18 protein-coding genes are annotated in these 16,743 nt (G+C 58.8%); 9 read left to right on the top strand and 9 right to left on the bottom strand.

All coding sequences use genetic code 11. The features are described from left to right. Positions 1-51: 51 nt before the first annotated feature. The 7 genes from AC5I5B_RS13080 to sppA all read right to left on the bottom strand — a co-directional run bounded on the left by AC5I5B_RS13080 (position 52) and on the right by sppA (position 6,610). Positions 52-2,292: a hybrid sensor histidine kinase/response regulator gene (locus tag AC5I5B_RS13080; protein ID WP_111833752.1), complete on the bottom strand. Its 2,241-nt coding sequence runs from the start codon at positions 2,290-2,292 to the stop codon at positions 52-54. A 55-nt stretch (positions 2,293-2,347) separates the two neighbouring features. Further along, a complete protein-coding gene (gene lspA, locus AC5I5B_RS13075) occupies positions 2,348-2,836 on the bottom strand; it encodes a signal peptidase II (RefSeq protein WP_003503773.1) in 489 nt (162 codons plus the stop codon). Beyond that, the gene (locus tag AC5I5B_RS13070; RefSeq protein WP_020011063.1) at positions 2,836-3,696 is read right to left on the bottom strand and encodes a TrmH family RNA methyltransferase; all 861 of its coding nucleotides are present in this window, start codon (positions 3,694-3,696) and stop codon (positions 2,836-2,838) included. The genes lspA and AC5I5B_RS13070 overlap by 1 nt, the downstream gene beginning before the upstream one ends. Then, positions 3,693-4,826, bottom strand: coding sequence for a class I SAM-dependent methyltransferase (locus AC5I5B_RS13065; protein ID WP_060727051.1), 1,134 nt, complete (start codon positions 4,824-4,826; stop codon positions 3,693-3,695). Before AC5I5B_RS13065 ends, AC5I5B_RS13070 begins: the two co-directional genes overlap by 4 nt. Positions 4,827-4,919: 93 nt before the next feature. Then, a complete protein-coding gene (locus tag AC5I5B_RS13060; protein ID WP_162686221.1) occupies positions 4,920-5,261 on the bottom strand; it encodes a LapA family protein in 342 nt (113 codons plus the stop codon). Between the two features lie 66 nt (positions 5,262-5,327). Beyond that, entirely contained in the window at positions 5,328-5,654 is a 327-nt protein-coding gene (locus tag AC5I5B_RS13055) for an integration host factor subunit beta (protein WP_219256707.1), read from the bottom strand. Positions 5,655-5,656: 2 nt separating this feature from the next. Then, positions 5,657-6,610, bottom strand: coding sequence for a signal peptide peptidase SppA (gene sppA / locus AC5I5B_RS13050; RefSeq protein ID WP_087743280.1), 954 nt, complete (start codon positions 6,608-6,610; stop codon positions 5,657-5,659). Positions 6,611-6,844: 234 nt separating this feature from the next. Here sppA and lptC point away from each other — a divergent pair, with 234 nt between their 5' ends. From lptC to ptsN, 6 genes are all read left to right on the top strand, one after another. Further along, a complete protein-coding gene (gene lptC, locus AC5I5B_RS13045; protein WP_003503782.1) occupies positions 6,845-7,510 on the top strand; it encodes an LPS export ABC transporter periplasmic protein LptC in 666 nt (221 codons plus the stop codon). A gap of 13 nt (positions 7,511-7,523) precedes the next feature. Further along, positions 7,524-8,087 (top strand): LptA/OstA family protein, encoded by a 564-nt coding sequence (locus tag AC5I5B_RS13040; RefSeq protein ID WP_003503784.1) that lies wholly within the window; start codon positions 7,524-7,526, stop codon positions 8,085-8,087. Between the two features lie 9 nt (positions 8,088-8,096). Further along, positions 8,097-8,906 (top strand): LPS export ABC transporter ATP-binding protein, encoded by an 810-nt coding sequence (gene lptB / locus AC5I5B_RS13035; RefSeq protein ID WP_003503786.1) that lies wholly within the window; start codon positions 8,097-8,099, stop codon positions 8,904-8,906. Positions 8,907-9,059: 153 nt separating this feature from the next. Then, entirely contained in the window at positions 9,060-10,610 is a 1,551-nt protein-coding gene (rpoN, locus tag AC5I5B_RS13030; protein WP_099085715.1) for an RNA polymerase factor sigma-54, read from the top strand. 234 nt (positions 10,611-10,844) lie between these two features. Next, positions 10,845-11,417 (top strand): ribosome hibernation-promoting factor, HPF/YfiA family, encoded by a 573-nt coding sequence (hpf, locus tag AC5I5B_RS13025; protein ID WP_003503790.1) that lies wholly within the window; start codon positions 10,845-10,847, stop codon positions 11,415-11,417. Positions 11,418-11,499: 82 nt separating this feature from the next. Continuing rightward, positions 11,500-11,961 carry a PTS IIA-like nitrogen regulatory protein PtsN gene (gene ptsN, locus AC5I5B_RS13020; RefSeq protein ID WP_003503792.1) on the top strand — a complete coding sequence of 154 codons (462 nt, stop codon included), beginning with the start codon at positions 11,500-11,502 and terminating at the stop codon, positions 11,959-11,961. Between the two features lie 80 nt (positions 11,962-12,041). On the opposite strand, the gene grpE is transcribed toward ptsN, so the two are convergent. Next, positions 12,042-12,677: a nucleotide exchange factor GrpE gene (grpE, locus tag AC5I5B_RS13015; protein ID WP_003503794.1), complete on the bottom strand. Its 636-nt coding sequence runs from the start codon at positions 12,675-12,677 to the stop codon at positions 12,042-12,044. Between the two features lie 114 nt (positions 12,678-12,791). Next, the gene (hrcA, locus tag AC5I5B_RS13010) at positions 12,792-13,883 is read right to left on the bottom strand and encodes a heat-inducible transcriptional repressor HrcA (protein WP_003503796.1); all 1,092 of its coding nucleotides are present in this window, start codon (positions 13,881-13,883) and stop codon (positions 12,792-12,794) included. Between the two features lie 135 nt (positions 13,884-14,018). On the opposite strand from hrcA, the gene rph reads away from it, so the two are divergent. Genes rph through hemW form a run of 3 tightly spaced genes read left to right on the top strand, consistent with a single transcriptional unit; the run spans position 14,019 to position 16,602 of the window. Further along, complete coding sequence (rph, locus tag AC5I5B_RS13005; protein WP_003503798.1) at positions 14,019-14,735, top strand: ribonuclease PH; 717 nt, start codon at positions 14,019-14,021, stop codon at positions 14,733-14,735. A 17-nt stretch (positions 14,736-14,752) separates the two neighbouring features. After that, positions 14,753-15,397, top strand: a complete 645-nt coding sequence (gene rdgB / locus AC5I5B_RS13000; RefSeq protein ID WP_003503799.1) for an RdgB/HAM1 family non-canonical purine NTP pyrophosphatase — start codon at positions 14,753-14,755, stop codon at positions 15,395-15,397. A gap of 5 nt (positions 15,398-15,402) precedes the next feature. Next, complete coding sequence (gene hemW, locus AC5I5B_RS12995; protein ID WP_111833822.1) at positions 15,403-16,602, top strand: radical SAM family heme chaperone HemW; 1,200 nt, start codon at positions 15,403-15,405, stop codon at positions 16,600-16,602. Positions 16,603-16,743 lie beyond the last annotated feature (141 nt).

The raw sequence follows: 16,743 nt of genomic DNA, 5'->3' as shown, positions 1-16,743 counted from the left end.
CTAATTGACGACAGAATAGTGACAAAATGTCACCAGCGCGAGTCTGTCAAGTTATGATGGCAACAGGCGTTTCGCCTCGAGCAGCCGACGGATTTCCTCTACCAGCCGTCGCGGGTCGGCAGGCTTGGTCAAAACTGCGCCGGCACCGGCCTTCAGCAGGATTTCGGCGGTTGCGTCACTCGTATCTCCGCTGAGCACGATGACGGGAATATTCCTTTCCCCCTTCAGCGTATGGAGAAGGTTGGGAAGCACGTCCAGCCCCTCGCCGCCCGGCATGTTGAGATCGGAGACGATGAGGTCAGGCAAACGGGATGCGCCTGGCTCCAACGATTGCCGCAACGCCTCAAAGTTCTCGACAACACGGACGATAAAACCGGTTTTCTCCAGAACGGCGCGGACGATGCGCTGATTGACGGCATCGTCTTCGGCCACGAGTATCTCGATACCGCTCGCACCCTCCGCCACCCGCGACGAAAATCCCACATCCGGATGGTTGTCGTTGATCGCGTCCCGTCGCTCTATGCCGCGCAGACGGCCGCACAGGACGTCGATCAGCGATTTTTCGCGCAGCGGCCGGATCAACCAGGCATCGAAGGAAACATGCATGGTCGACGGCCGTTCTTCCGGGCTGACCAGCAGCGTGCGGCGAACATTCTGTTGCGGCCAATCCTTGAGCGCGTCCCTGAACAGCGCCGAAATGCGTCGGTCGACAATGATATCGGTGAGATCATCCGCCCGGGTGGCAGACTCCTTCCGCAGCTTTTCAAGATCTTCAGACTGGTGGATGAGAGTACATTGACCGCCGAAGGCTTCGATAGCCTCCATCGTCACCGCCGCCGCCACGCCCTTTGGCGCGATGAGCAGGACATTTGTATGCCGCAGGCAATGACGCCGTCCGGGATCCGCCATTTCGGCGGGTGCGCCGCCCGGCCGGAACGTCAGTTTGAAAGTGCTGCCCTTGCCCTTTCGGCTGGAAACCGTGAGGCTGCCGCCGAATTCCCGCACGATACGGGCGGAAATCGCAAGGCCGAGACCTGTGCCTGCGCTTCGCTGCGACAGCGGGCCTGCCTGTTCGAATTCACCGAAAATACGGGCCTGCTCGGCCTGGCTCATGCCCGGACCGGTATCTTTGACAGTGATGTGCAATTCGCTGTCGACCATGCGCGCCCGGATGACGACGCCGCCTTCCCGCGTGAATTTGACGGCATTGCCGAGGAGATTGAAGAGGACCTGACGCAGCCTTGCCGGATCGAAATCGAGATGATCAGGCACGTCAGGCGTAACGAAGGAGGTGATTTCTATGCCTTTTTCATGGGCCCGATGGGCCAGCATCTCAACGATGCTCTCGATCATCCGCCGCAGGTTTTCCGCGCGCGGATTGAGCCTGAAGCGACCCGCTTCCATCGTCGAATAATCCAGCAGATCCTCGACAAGCTGCACCAGCGACTGGCCGGACTGCTTCATGCCATCGAGATAATTGCGCTGCTCCTCATTGAGCTTCGTCTGCGACAGAAGATGGTTCATGCCGAGCATGCCGGAAAGCGGCAGGCGGATTTCGTGGCTTACGGTGGCAAGCAGCCTTGCTTTTTCGGCATCGGCCTTTTCGGCCCGCAACCGGGCATCTTCCCGCTCACCGAGCGCAAGCCGCTCTTCGGTCACATCTCTGGCGATACTGCTGATGAGAAGCCGGCTGCTTGCCAGATCGCGGGTCACGACATCATGCCAGGAAAAGATGCGCTGACCGAACGGGGTCGCGATCTCGACATCATAGGCGTGGACCTTGTCACCCGGGCGGAAAGCGATGCCGATTTCCTCGCAGCTCAGCCCTTCGGGGGCCGCACAGCCGGTCATTTCACGAAAGACCCGGTTCGCCTCAACGATGCGCCGGTTCATGTCGCGGATCACGACGATATCGCCCATGAATTCCTGCATTTCGGCAATCAGCGAGCGGTTTTGCGTTTGCCGCATCCGGAGATCGGAATCTGCAACCAGTGCGCCGGGATGCCGGGAGGATTCGCCGAAGAGCGCGTAGAGGAGGACACCGACAAGCACTGCGCCAAAGAAGGTTGCCAGCGCGACGGTAACCGCATAGGGCACCGCAAGCGCGATCAGGGCTGCGGAAAAAGCCCCAACTGATAGTGAAACGGCGACATAAAGCGCAATCGATCTGGCATCGGTCGCATGTTCTTCATCCCCATGGTGCGTTGTCGTATCGACACGATCCGCCGGCTGCGCCGCCGTGGCGGCCAGGCCATCTGAAACTTTCTGTCGAAGTCTTGCCAGTTCGCTCATAGGCAACCGCTACCACGGCAGCGGTTTTGATATGTTTGGCTGAAACCTTAAAATTTTACTTTTTAGCCGCCCGGGCGTGCAAAAACTCGTCGAGAATGACGCAGGCTGCGCCGATGGTTATGAAACTGTCGGCCAGATTGAAAACCGCGAAGGACCATGTCTGCGTGTAAAACAGGATATAGTCGATGACGTGACCGTAGAAAAAGCGGTCGAGAAGATTGCCGGCAGCACCTGCGATGATGAAGGCGAAACCAAGATGGGCAAAGGTGCGGTCCGCCGCCGTCTTGCGCCACAGCCACAGAACGAAGACCACGATGACGAGCCGCATGCTGACGATGAACCAGCCGTGCATATCCTCCAGCATCGAAAAGGCCACGCCGAGATTGTAGGTGCGGTAAAGCGCCAGGAATGGAGCAACCGGAACCATCTCCTGCAGCGGCAGATAGGCTTCGACCAGCTGCTTGACGATCTGGTCCAGCACCAGTGCGGCAACGATCAGCGCAAAGGCCGGACCGAATTTCGAGAACAATGCCGCTTTGGCCATTACGTCACCGGTGCGAGTTCGAGGAGATGCCGCCGTGCTTCAAACAGCATGACGGCGGTTGCGATGGCGAGATTGAGGCTGTCGGCGCGGCCCTGTTGGGGAATGCGCGCCAGCTGGTCGGCCTTCCCGGCGAGTTCCGGCGGCAGGCCGGATTGTTCGTTACCCATTAAGATCACGACCGGCTTGCCGGCATAATCGATCTTTCGATAATCAACCGAACCCGCCAGATGGGTGGCGACGACGCTGACCTGCGCCGATTTTTTCCAGGACAGGAATTCTTCGACCGAAGCGCGGGCAACGGGCGTGGCGAAGACCGAACCCATGGTGGCGCGCACCGTTTCCAGCGAAAACGGATCCGTGCAATCACCCACGAGAATGACGCCTGAAGCGCCCGCCGCATCCGCCGTGCGGATAATGGTGCCGAGATTGCCGGGATCACGCACCCGGTCGAGCGCGATATAGGTTTCGCCCTTTTCCGGGCGGATATCCTTCAGCGGCTTCCATTTCTGTTCGAAAATGCCGACAACCATCTGCGGATTATCGCGGCGGGTGATAGAGGCGATGACCTTTTCGCTGACTTCGAGCACCAGCCCGCCCGTGGCGACCGTCTTCACCGCCGCCTGCTCCACCAGCGGCTTGCCCTTGGCGGCCTTGGCATAAACCAGCGTCTTGATCGTCCAGCCGAGTTCGAGCGCGTCGATGACCAGCTTCAGGCCTTCAGCCATGAAGGTGCCGGTCTCTTCCCTGCCCTTTTTCTGGGTGAGCGCCTTGATATCCTTGATGATGGGATTGGCAAGGCTGGTCACTTCCTTGACCTGTCCAACCCGGCGCGCGGTGTTTTCACGCATATCCTTCATCATTTCGGCTCCCAGCGGCTGAACAGCGATGTGGAAAGCACGCGGCCCGGCGTCTTGCCGTCGAGCCCGGCTTCACGAATGACAAGCTCGCCTGACGCGACGACGCCACCGGCGCCGCGCATGGTTTCGCGCATCAGTTCATGCATCGAATAGAAGCTCGCCCGGATCGAATAGGCCGTCAGCACAAGGCCGAGCGCCTTGGGCGAGAGGATTTCGCGGCAGATATCCAGCATCAGCGGCAGATGGTCGAACAATTGCCAGACTTCACCATGGGTGCCGCGGCCGAATTTCGGCGGGTCGGTGAGGATGATATCGTAGCTGTTGCCGCGGCGCTCCTCACGCTGGATGAACTTCATGGCGTCTTCGCAAATCCAGCGGATCGGTGCCTGTTCGAGCCCGGCAAGCGCCTGGTTCTCCTTCGCCCAGCCAATCGCTTTCTTGGAGGCGTCGACATGGGTGACTTCAGCACCCGCAGCCGCCGCGACCAGCGAGGCGACACCGGTATAACCGAAGAGGTTCAGCACTTTCAGCGGACGGTCGGCCGTTTCGATGGCATGTTTCAGCCATTCCCAATGCACGATCTGTTCGGGAAAGACGCCAACATGCCGGAAGGCCGTGAAGCGGCCGAGAAATTCGACCCCGAGCAAGGACAGCGGCCATGTCTCCCCGAGCGCTTCCTTCGGAAAGCGCCAGCGGCCCATGCCGTCCTCATCGGTATCGCCGGTAAAGACGGCATCGGCATTCTGCCATACGCGGTCGGGGATCGAAGGCTTCCAGAGAGCCTGCGCTTCGGGACGGACGATGCGGTAATCGCCATATTGTTCAAGCTTCAGGCCGTTGCCGCTATCGATCAGATGAAAATCACCCGCGCCGCTCGATTCCAGAATGACCGGAACCTGTTCCGCGGGAAGCGCCCCGGTGCGCTGCATAAGTGCGCGCGCAGGGACCTGTTCGACGGCGGTCGCTACGACGGGTTTTTCCTTCGGCGCGGCCTTCTGCACGCTGCGCACGGCATCCGGCTCGCGCTTTTTCGGCGCGGCATCCGCGCGACGCGCCGGCTTTGCGGCATGAACCTGTTTTTTCTCGTTCCCGGCTCGCACACGATTGCCCGGCCGGCTGTCTTTTTTCTTCAATGGAAATCTTTCCGCTTTTGCCCGCGTCTTATTGCGCCAGCAAATAGCATTCCACGCGCCGCTCGCCTAGAGCCGGAACGAATGTCGGCGCCATCACTTTGCCGGGAGTTGTCCCGCATGTGGAAGCTGTCCGGCGGCGGCCGCCTTCTGGCGGTTCGCCTCATCATGCCAGCGCACAGCCTCCTTGGCTTCGATACGGGCACGCTTGCGATGTTTGCCCTGCGCAAACCAGGTGGCCGCCGATCCCAGCAGCACGCCGAAAATCACCGCCAGGAACAGGAAGACGAAAAACGGCGCGGTGAAGGAAAGAACGCCGTCTTCCGGCCGGAACGGATTAAGCGCCAGCGTCACGGACTGGCGGTTGGCCACGCACAGAATGACGAGGATGACCGCCAGCGGAAGCAGGATGATGAGATTGATGATTTTTTTCGACATCCGACAATACTCCATCGCAGCGGGCGTTCCACCGGCTCCTTTTCAGTCGCCAGGCGGCAGGGACGATCAATCGTCCTCTTCGTCGCCCATACCGGGGTTCAGGCGCTCACGCAGTTCCTTGCCCGTCTTGAAGAAAGGCACCCATTTTTCCTCGACGAAAACCGACTCACCCGTGCGCGGGTTCCGGCCGGAACGCGAAGGACGGTTTTTGACCGAAAATGCGCCGAAACCACGAAGCTCGACACGATTTCCTGCCGCCAGGGCGTCGGTGATTTCATCCAGCACCGCATTGACGATGTTTTCCACGTCACGGTGATAAAGGTGCGGGTTACGCGCAGCAACGATCTGCACCAGTTCAGACTTGATCACGGTTGCCCCCTGAAAGAATTGGATTTTTAACGCGGCTCAACCTGCCAAACGGAAACAAGACCGTCAAGAAACAACTTGTCCGCACCGAGCTGGCCGGGGCCTGCGAAGGGAATTAAATCGTCATATCCCAGAAACTTCGCTATTTGCGCAACACTGAAAAGCGAAAAAGGCGAACGGGACGACGGCGCGCGCCATTCGACGATCGGCAAATCCTTGGCAACACCGCGTGTTTCGAAATAGCTGCGAACTTCCTTTTCGCCGCCCAGCGTATCAACCAGCTTGTTGGCGAGCGCCTGCCTGCCAGTGAAAATCGATCCATCTGCCAGTTTCAGCACGTCTTCGCGCGGCAGCTTGCGGCGATCGGCCACAAGGTCGACAAACCAGCCATAGCTGTCCATCACCATGGCGCGGATCATCGACTTTGCCTCTTCCGGCGCCTCGTGGAACGGCGAAGGCTCCGCCTTCATCGGCGACGACTTGATTTCCTGCAACGAAACGCCGAGCTTTTCCATCAGCTGGCCAAGCTGCGGATACTGGAAGATGACGCCGATCGAACCGGTGATCGAGGTTTCGCCAGCAACGATGACATCACCCGCGGACGCGATCATGTAACCTGCGGAAGCGGCGAGCGTGCGCACATCCGAGACAACCGGCTTCTTTTCCGCCACGCCTCGAATGGCCTTGAAGATGCGCTCACCGCCATAGGTGGTGCCGCCTGGCGAGGAAATCGACACGATCAACCCTTTGACATTGTCGCTCTTGGCGATCTTGTCGAGCCGCTCGAGAAGTTCGGTATTATCGGTGATCAGGCCGGAGACCTCCACGCGGGCAATATGGGGCTTCGCACTTTGCTGCGGTCCATCCCATAAAAACCGGTAGAGACCGAAAGCGCCGGCGACGAGCAGAAGAACGGCCGCAATCCGCCAGAAAGTCAGCTTGCGGCGCAACCGCCTGCGATCCGCTATCGCCATATTGTCCATAGAAACCTCTGTCATCCGCTTTTACGCTTTAGGCCATATGGTTCTTCTAACGCGAAGCCGCAAGGAAACAATAAGGAAACCAGAATTACGATAAAATTCGCATTTCCCTTGCACCTCTCCAGACAAAAACCATATTGGCAGGACAAAGCACTCATGCCAAAGACATTTAGATAGAGACACAAGCTTCGATTGTGCGCCAGAATGGCGCCGGGGAAGCATTCCGGACCCACTCTTATGCTCGAAAGACTCCGCGAACCCGCGCCAGCATTCTCGCTGCCCAATGACCAGAACGGTGCCTATGACACCGCGCTGAGGCATTCTGCGCGCGTGAAACGGCTGAAAATCATTCTGCCGCTCGGCGCAGCCATCGTTTCGCTCGCCTTCATCGCCGTCTCGGTTATCCGAACCTGGGCGCCCGATGAGGTCTCGCTTGAGAGCGCGCGAATTGAAGACGGCAAGATCGTGATGGAAAAACCTGCCGTTGCGGGCCGCAACGAGAAGGGGATCGATTATTCCATGAACGCCGACCGTGCGTTGCAGGACATCGCCAACCCCAACCTGATGACGCTTGAGAAGGTTCTGGCCGCAGTGCCGGTGAATGACGGTATCGCCCAGGTGATCGCCCATGAAGGCATTTTTGACCGGGCCACCAACAAGCTGAAGATGACCGCCCCTTTTGACATCAATCTCAGCAATGGCATACAAGCGAAGTTCCAGTCTGCGGATGTCGATCTGAAGGCCGGGAAAATGAGCAGCCAGGAGCCGGTTTCGATCAAAACAAACGACGGCTCGATTGTTGCGCAATCGATTGACATCGCCGATAATGGCAAGACAATTACATTTTCGGGGCAGGTACGGGCACGTATCGCTGCATCCAATATCAAGAATGAAGGCAAGTGAGAGCCCGGTCCAGATGATGCAAATTTCCCGTCCCGTTTCCCTTGGCAAATCCGCCGGCCTCGCAGCTGCAGGTCTTGTTTTTTCGTGTCTTGCAACTGTGGCTTTCGCCCAGAACACCACCAGCAACATGCAGGGCGTCAAGCTCTCCGGCGACCAGCCGATCGCAATTGAAAGCGATCAGCTCGAGATTCGCGATCAGGAGCGCAAGGCCTATTTCACCGGCAATGTGAAGGTGGTGCAGGGAACGACCACCCTTCAGGCCGGCAAGATGACGGTGAACTACAAGGGCGAGGGTTCATCGCTCACCAGCGGCGACGCCAATATCGAAAAAATCTTCGTCGACAATAATGTCTATCTGACGTCCGAGACCCAGAAGGCGACGGCCGATCACGGCGAATTCGACATGGCGGCGCAGACCTTCATCCTCACGGGCAAGCAGGTCGTGCTGTCCGAGGGCACGAATGTCTTCACCGGCTGCAAGCTGACCGTCCTCATGAATACGGGACAGGCCAAGCTCGAAAGCTGCGGCGGCCCTGTTCGGATCATGCTTGATCCGAAATCCCAGAAAAAACAGTAGTCTTTCCTCGTGAAGATACCCTCGATCTCAAAGATATTCGGCGGCGGACGCAGCCGATCCGCGGACGCGGTCCCACCGGCGGACAAGACCCCCTATCAGGGCACGCTGATCGCGCATGGCCTGACGAAGACCTATAATACGCGTCGTGTCGTCAACGGGGTTTCGCTGGTCGTGCGCCGTGGCGAGGCCGTGGGACTGCTCGGCCCGAACGGCGCCGGAAAGACCACCTGTTTTTACATGATCACGGGCCTGGTACCCGTCGATACCGGCAAGATCGCCATCAACGGCAATGATGTCACCACCATGCCGATGTATCGTCGCGCCCGTCTCGGCGTCGGTTATCTGCCGCAGGAAGCATCGATTTTCCGCGGCCTCACGGTTGAGGAAAACATCCGCGCCGTGCTGGAAGTGCATGAGCCGGACGCAGCCAAGCGCAACCACAAGCTTGATGAGCTGCTGGAAGAATTTCACATCGCGCAGTTGCGCAAATCCCCTGCCGTGGCGCTTTCGGGCGGCGAGCGGCGGCGTCTGGAAATCGCGCGCGCTCTTGCGACCGATCCGACTTTCATGCTGCTCGACGAACCTTTCGCGGGCGTTGATCCGATTTCTGTCAGCGATATCCAGAATCTGGTGAGACACCTGACAGCGCGCGGCATCGGCGTTCTCGTGACCGACCACAACGTCCGTGAAACGCTCGGTCTCATCGACCGCGCCTACATCATCCATGCCGGCGAGGTTCTGACGCATGGGCGTCCAGACGATATCGTCAACAATCCGGATGTACGCCGTCTCTATCTCGGCAACAATTTTAGCCTTTGAACGCCTGGGCGCGAAAGATTCTTCATCGCGCCCCGCCCTGACGCTTGACCAAACAAGATAAAAAAGCAATTTTTGGGCCAAGTTCCATCGCCTCCGCAAAATTTATGAAAACTGTGGCCATGGAGAAGCTGTAAGGGGAGTTTCGCGTCCGCCATGGCATTATCTGCCAGCCTTTTGCTGCGTCAAAACCAGTCTCTTGTAATGACACCGCAACTGATGCAGTCCATCCAGCTGCTTCAGATGACGCATTTCGAGCTGACGCAGTTCATCGCGCAGGAGGTGGAGCGCAATCCATTGCTGGAAATTGCGGCAAACGATGGCGATTTGAGCAGCGATGCCCCGGTAGAGGCGGAGAGTTTCGGCGACGCGGACAGCGAAGGCTCGGAGAGATCCGCCACGGTGACATCAGACAGTGACGATTGGTATGGCGATCGCGCCGCAAATCTCGGCGAGCAACTGGATACCAGCTTCGAAAACGTCTTTCCCGACGATGCTGAGCCCCGAAAAGCCGATGCGCCTGAACTGGCCGGCCAATGGAAATCCATGCCCGGTCAGGAGTCCGGGGAAAGTTATGACCTCGATGATTTCGTCGCGGCCAGACAGAGCCTCGGCGACCATCTCAATCAGCAATTGCCGCTCGCCATATCAGCCGCCGAGGACCGGATGATCGCCGATGCGCTGATCGGCCAGCTCGATGAAACCGGCTATATTGCGGCTGATGCCGTCGATGATGTCGCCGAACGGCTGGGAGCGGCGCCGTCGGCAGTCGAGCACGTCCTGAAGACGCTTCAGGGCTTCGACCCACCGGGTGTATTTTCCCGTTCCCTGAGCGAATGTCTGGCGATCCAGCTGGCCCAGAAGGATCGGCTAGACCCGGCCATGCGGGCTTTCGTCGATAATCTGGAACTTCTGGCGAAACGCGACTTCGCCTCCTTGAAAAAAATCTGCGGCGTCGATGAGGAAGACCTGCTCGATATGCTGGCGGAAATCCGCACGCTCAACCCCCGCCCCGGCGCAGGTTACGACTCGATGGTTTCGGAGACCATCGTTCCCGACATTATCGTTCGCCCCTCCTCCACCGGCGGCTGGCTGGTGGAAATCAACCCCGAGACCCTGCCGCGCGTGCTCATCAACCAGAGTTACTTCGCCGAGGTATCGAAACATAAGGCGCGCGCGGGCGAGGATCAGGATTTTCTGGCCGAATGCATGCAGACGGCCCATTGGCTGACCCGCAGCCTAGACCAGCGCGCCCGGACAATCATGAAGGTGGCGACGGAAATCGTGCGCCAGCAGGATGCCTTCCTCGTCAATGGTGTCGACCAGCTACGCCCGCTGAACCTCAAGACGGTGGCCGACGCCATCAAGATGCACGAATCCACCGTCAGCCGGGTGACGTCCAAAAAATACATGCTGACGCCACGCGGTCTGTTTGAGCTCAAATATTTCTTCAGCGTCTCGATCAGCGCCGTGGAAGGCGGAGACAGCCATTCGGCGGAAGCGGTGCGTCACCGCATCAAGGCCATGATCGCGCACGAGGCCGCCGAGGCAGTCCTTTCCGACGACGACATCGTCGACAATCTGAAAAAGAGCGGCATCGATATCGCCCGCCGCACGGTCGCCAAATATCGCGAGGCGATGAACATCCCCTCCTCCGTGCAGAGGCGCCGGGAAAAGAAGGCGCAGGCCAAGCTTTCCGCCTTCTGAGCAACGAGCCCATTCACGTTTGGGGCGGTTTTTTGCCGCACCATTGACTCTTGCCACGCCAGGGGCTAGAAGCCCGCCGCACACGTAAGCAAGGTCATTTGTAACGGATTCATCTCCACCGTCCATGGGCGTAAAATTCAAATGGAGGCTTTTTAAGGTCTTCGAAACGCTTGGATGCGCGCGCGGCTTGACGTAAGCTGGTACTCGCAAATCACTACAAAAAGGAAAATTTCCATGAGTGTGCGTGTATCTGGTAAACATATGGAGATCGGTGAATCTTTCCGTCAGCGGATCGAGGACAATATAGGTCTGGCAGTTACCAAATACTTCGATGGGGGGTATTCAGGCCAAGTGACCGTGGAGAAGTCCGGATCGCGTTTTGCCGCCGACTGCAAGCTGCATCTCGATACGGGCGTTGTATTGCATGCGGCGGGTCAGGCAAATGATCCGCAAGCCAGCTTCGACGCCGCCGCCGAGCGGATCGAGAAGCGCCTGCGTCGCTACAAGCGCAAGCTGAAGGACCACCACAGTGGTTTGAATGGCGTGTCGCAGGAAATCGCCTATACGGTGATGGATGCTGTTCCCGATGAGGACCACGAGGTTCCTGAAGATTACGCACCCACCATTGTGGCGGAGAGTTCGAAACAGATTAAGACCATGTCAGTCGCCAGCGCCGTGATGGCGCTCGACATGACCGACGAACCGGTTCTGCTCTTCCGCAGCCCCGGCAAAGAATATCTCAACATCGTTTATCGGCGTCATGACGGCAATATTGGCTGGATCGACGCGGAAACGATCAAGAGCTGAACAGTCTGACAAGACGTGGGAGGCAGAGCGCGAAAATGCATCTGCCTCCTGCATCGTCTCGATGGCATGAAGGAAAAAGAGAATGGCGTTGGCAGATTTGCTGCAACAAGATGCGATTATTCCCGCCCTCAAGGTGAATTCCAAAAAGCAATTGCTTCAGGAGCTGGCTGCAAAGGCAGCCAGAATTACCGGAGTCTCGGAACGGGAAGTTTTCGACGTCATCCTCCAGCGCGAGAAGCTCGGCTCCACCGGTGTGGGCCACGGCATTGCCATTCCGCATGGCAAGCTCAACAGTATTCACCAGATCACCGGCGTTTTCGCACGCCTTGAAACGCCGGTCGATTTCGAAGCGCTGGACGACCAGCCGGTCGATCTGGTCTTCCTGCTGCTTGCGCCCGAGGGCGCCGGCGCGGATCATCTGAAGGCTTTGTCCAGAATTGCACGCGCCCTGCGCGACCCTGAACTGGTGGCCAAGCTGCGTGCGACCGATTCCGACACAGCAATCTACGCCTTCCTCAATCAGGAACAGGCGACGGCGGCTTGATCGCAACCCGCCCCCTCAGTTTAACGGCAATAAAAAACGCGCCCTGAAGGCGCGTTTTTTATGACGTAAAGACAGATGCCTTACGCGTCTTTTTCATTGAGAGACGAGGTGCCCGGCTCGGCAGAGGCGGCTGTCTCCACCTTCGGGCCACCCTTGGCGACACCGACCATGGCGGGGCGCAGCACGCGATCGCCGATGGTGAAACCAGCCTGGACCACCTGCAGCACCGTATTGTTCGGAACCGCCGTATTCGGAATTTCGAACATGGCCTGATGGAAATTCGGGTCGAACTTCTGGCCCTCGGCATCGATCTTCTTCACGCCGTGGCGTTCCAGCGTCGACAGCATCGAACGTTCCGTCATCTCGACGCCTTCGATGAGGCCGTTGAGACCGGCTTCACCATTGGTCTTGAGCTCATCGGGAATGGCTTCGAGCGCACGGCGAAGATTATCGGAAACGGCGAGCATATCGCGTGCAAAACCTGCCAGGGAATAGGCCTTGGCATCCTTGACATCGCGTTCGGTGCGACGGCGAAGATTGTCCATCTCGGCCGCAAGTCGCAGGAATTTATCGCGCAGATCGGCGTTCTCAGCCTTGAGCAGCTCGACCGGATCGGGTTCTGCCGTTTCGGCCTGTTCTTCACCTGCCTGGGCAAGATCGACAAAATCTTCCGCGACGTCCGCGTCAGGTCCGGGCTTTTTTGTATCGTCGGTCATGACGTTCTCCAGATTTGAATATTGTTGGTTGCGCCCGATATCGAGCTTTGACGGGCAAAAATCAAGGCTTGCGGCGAAAAGCTTGCCGCATTCTCTGACCTTTGCGGGCTTGTCCTATCTTTGCTTGCGGGAAAGGCGCGCCATGATCTGCGCAGTATAATCCACCATTGGCACGATACGGGCATAATTCAGCCTGGTGGGGCCGATAACGCCGACCGCGCCCACGACGCGATTGTCCTCATCGCGATAGGGCGCGACGATCAGAGAAGAACCGGAGAGCGAAAACAGCTTGTTTTCAGAGCCGATGAAAATCCTGACCCCGGAGCCGCTTTCCGCGAGGTTGAGGATTTCGATGAGGTTTTCCTTGCGCTCCAGATCATCGAACAGCAGGCGCACCCGATCGATATCTTCTTCACCGGCGAGACCCTCCAGCAGGTTGGAGCGTCCGCGAACGATGAGGCGGCCAAGCTTGCCCTCCTCATTGTCACCCGCCCAGACGGCCAGACCGCGCTCGATGAGATCCTGCGCCAGCGTGCCGAGTTCCGATTGCAGTTCCGCCTGCTGCTTCTGGAACTGTGTCCGCAATTCCTGCAGCGTCTGGCCGGACAGATGGGCATTGATGAAATTCGCCGCCTCGATCAATTGCGATGACGAAATGCCGGCAGGCAATTCAATGATGCGGTTTTCGACCTGATTGTGATCGCCGACCAGCACGGCGAGCGCCTTGGTGGGCTCCAGCCTTATGAATTCCACATGTTTGAGGATGACATCATTCTTGGCGGTCAGCACCAGGCCGGCGCCGCGCGACATGCCTGACAGCATGCGGCTTGCCTCGGTCAACAACCCTTCCAACGACTGCTCGTGGCCGGCGACCGGCCCGATCTGACGGTCGATATTCGCCCTTTCTTCCGCGGGCAGATCACCCACCTGCATGAAGGCGTCGACGAAAAAGCGCAGCCCCGTCTGGGTGGGCAGGCGCCCGGCGCTGATATGCGGCGAATAGATGAGGCCGAGTTCCTCAAGATCGCTCATGACGTTGCGGACGGAGGCGGGCGAAAGCGACATCGGCAACAGCCGCGACAGGCTGCGGGATCCGAGCGGCTCACCCGTATCGAGATAGCCTTCAACGATGCGCCGGAAAATTTCCCGAGACCGTTCATCCAGCAATGATGCCTGATCTTTTGATAGCGGTGCGGAAAAACCCATTTCGTCCGTTCTTTGTCGTTCAAACCAGCTCGCATCAATATAATGCGTTGCAACGCCGCGGCAAAATGGAAATTGGCTTTGCAAAAGCCCGGAGCGCGCCTTAGAAGGCAGGGACCAACATGGAGAGTGGATCATATGCGGCCTTCAGGCAGAAAAACCGACCAGATGCGCAAGGTTTCCTTCGAGCGCAATTTCTCGAAACATGCCGAAGGTTCCTGTCTGGTGAAATTCGGCGACACGCATGTGCTCGTCACCGCAAGCCTGGAAGAAAAGACGCCGCCATGGCTGCGCAACAGCGGCAAGGGCTGGGTCACCGCCGAATACGGCATGCTGCCGCGCTCCACCCATGAGCGCATGAAGCGCGAAGCCGCTTCCGGCAAGCAGGGCGGCCGCACCCAGGAAATCCAGCGTCTCATCGGCCGCTCGCTGCGCGCCGTTGTTGATCTGCAGGCACTCGGCGAACGACAGATCAGCATTGACTGCGATGTCATCCAGGCCGATGGCGGCACCCGCACGGCCTCCATCACCGGCGCATGGATTGCGCTCCACGATTGCCTGAAGTGGATGGAAACCCGCAACATGATCAAGGTCGAGAAGGTTCTGAAGGACCATATCGCGGCGATCTCCTGCGGTATCTTCGCCAACCAGCCGGTGATCGATCTCGACTATCTCGAGGATTCCTCCGCCGAGACCGATGCAAATTTCGTCATCACCGGTTCCGGCGGCATCGTCGAGGTTCAGGGAACGGCGGAAGGCGCGCCCTTCTCCGAGGAAGAATTCCTGACGTTGCTCGGTCTTGCCAAGGCCGGATGCAGCGAACTGGTCGCCCTTCAGAAACAGGCCATCGCCTGAGCCGACAGGAAAACGTGATGCGCAAGCTCGATACCAGAACGATCGTCGTCGCCAGCCACAATAAGGGCAAGATCGCCGAAATCGCCGATCTGATCGGGCCTTTCGGTTTCTCCGCCAAATCGGCGGCGGAGCTGAATTTCTCGGAGCCGGACGAGACGGGCACCACCTTCGAGGAAAATGCCGCCATCAAGGCGCTTGCCTCCGCAAAGGCATCCGGTCTTCCGGCTTTGTCCGACGATTCCGGTCTGGTCATCGACGCGCTTGACGGTGCGCCTGGCGTCTATACCGCCAATTGGGCGGAGACGGCCGACGGCACCCGCGACTTCGCCATGGCGATGCAGAAGGTCGAGGATGCCCTTGCCGAGCGTGGCGCATCGAAGCTGGAAGATCGCACCGGCCGCTTTGTCAGTGTGCTGTGCCTTGCCTGGCCGGACGGGCATGTCGAATATTTCCGTGGCGAGGTGGAAGGCGCTGTCGTTTGGCCACCGCGCGGAACGAGCGGCTTCGGTTATGATCCCATCTTTAAGCCCGAAGGTTATGACACTACATTCGGCGAGATGAGCTCGGATGAAAAACACGGCTGGAAACACGGCGATGCCTTTGCGCTGTCGCACCGTGCCCGCGCCTTCAAGAAATTCGTAGAAACCTGCCTGGAGGCATGAACCCGATGGTCGGGGAGCATCAACTTTCTGCCCCCGGCGCATCGCTTCTGCCGGATACGGGCGATCCCGGTTTCGGGATCTATCTGCATTGGCCTTTCTGCGCGGCCAAATGTCCCTATTGCGATTTCAACAGCCATGTCCGCCACCGCCCGGTGGATCAGGAACGGTTTACGGCTGCCTTTCTCCGTGAAATGGAACATATGCGGACGCTGAGCGGCCCGCGCGTTGTGACCAGCATCTTCATGGGTGGTGGCACGCCATCACTGATGGACCCGCAGACGGTCGGCGCACTTCTCAATGGCGTCGCGCGCTTCTGGCATGTGCCCGATGGTATCGAGATCACCATGGAGGCCAATCCCTCCAGCGTCGAGGCGGAACGTTTTCGCGGTTATCGCGCGGCGGGCGTCAATCGTGTCTCACTCGGCGTGCAGGCGCTCAACGACCGGGACCTGAAGTTCCTCGGCCGCCTGCATGATGTTGCCGATGCCTTGAAAGCCATTCGGCTGGCGCGGGAGATTTTTCCGCGTATGTCCTTCGATCTCATCTATGCCCGCCCGAACCAGACGGTGGCCGAATGGGACGCGGAGCTGAAGGAGGCTGTCTCCTACGCGGTCGACCATCTGTCGCTCTACCAGTTGACAATCGAGGAAGGCACGCCCTTTTACGGCCTGCACAAGGCCGGCAAGCTCATCGTGCCCGATGGCGAACATTCGGCCGTGCTTTATGAGGCAACCCAGGAAATCACCGAGCGTTACGGCATGCCGGCCTATGAGGTTTCCAACCATGCCCGGCCCGGCGCCGAAAGCCGCCACAACCTCACCTATTGGCGTTATGGTGACTACGCCGGCATTGGCCCCGGCGCGCATGGACGCCTGACGAGAGGCGCTTCCAAGCTCGCCACCGCCACCGAACGCCACCCGGAAAACTGGCTCGAAACCGTTGAGCGGGAAGGCCACGGCATGGTCGATCAGGAACTGCTCGGCGTCGACGAACAGGCCGACGAATTGCTGCTGATGGGCCTTCGCCTGCGCGAGGGCATCGATCTCGCCCGCTGGAGCGACCTTTCCGGCCGCGATCTCGACCCGGAGAAGGAGGAATTCCTTCTGCAGCATGGTTTCGTGGAAAGGCTCGGCAATTCCCGCCTGCGCTGCACCCCTTCAGGCATGCTTATTCTGGATGCCGTGGTGGCCGACCTCGCCTGCTGATCCACAGCATCGACACGCCTCGAAACACCAATAAAAAAGCGGCCCGAAAGCCGCTTGAGGGTGATGACGAAGTCTGAAAACTTGCCTTCATCATGCTCTGGCCAATCCCGAGCATCTGCAACCTATTGATTTTACCATACG

It is taken from the genome of Agrobacterium sp. (assembly GCF_059499945.1).
The sequence above is the reverse complement of the archived record's forward strand: the minus strand, read 5'-3'. Positions and strand labels throughout refer to the sequence as shown.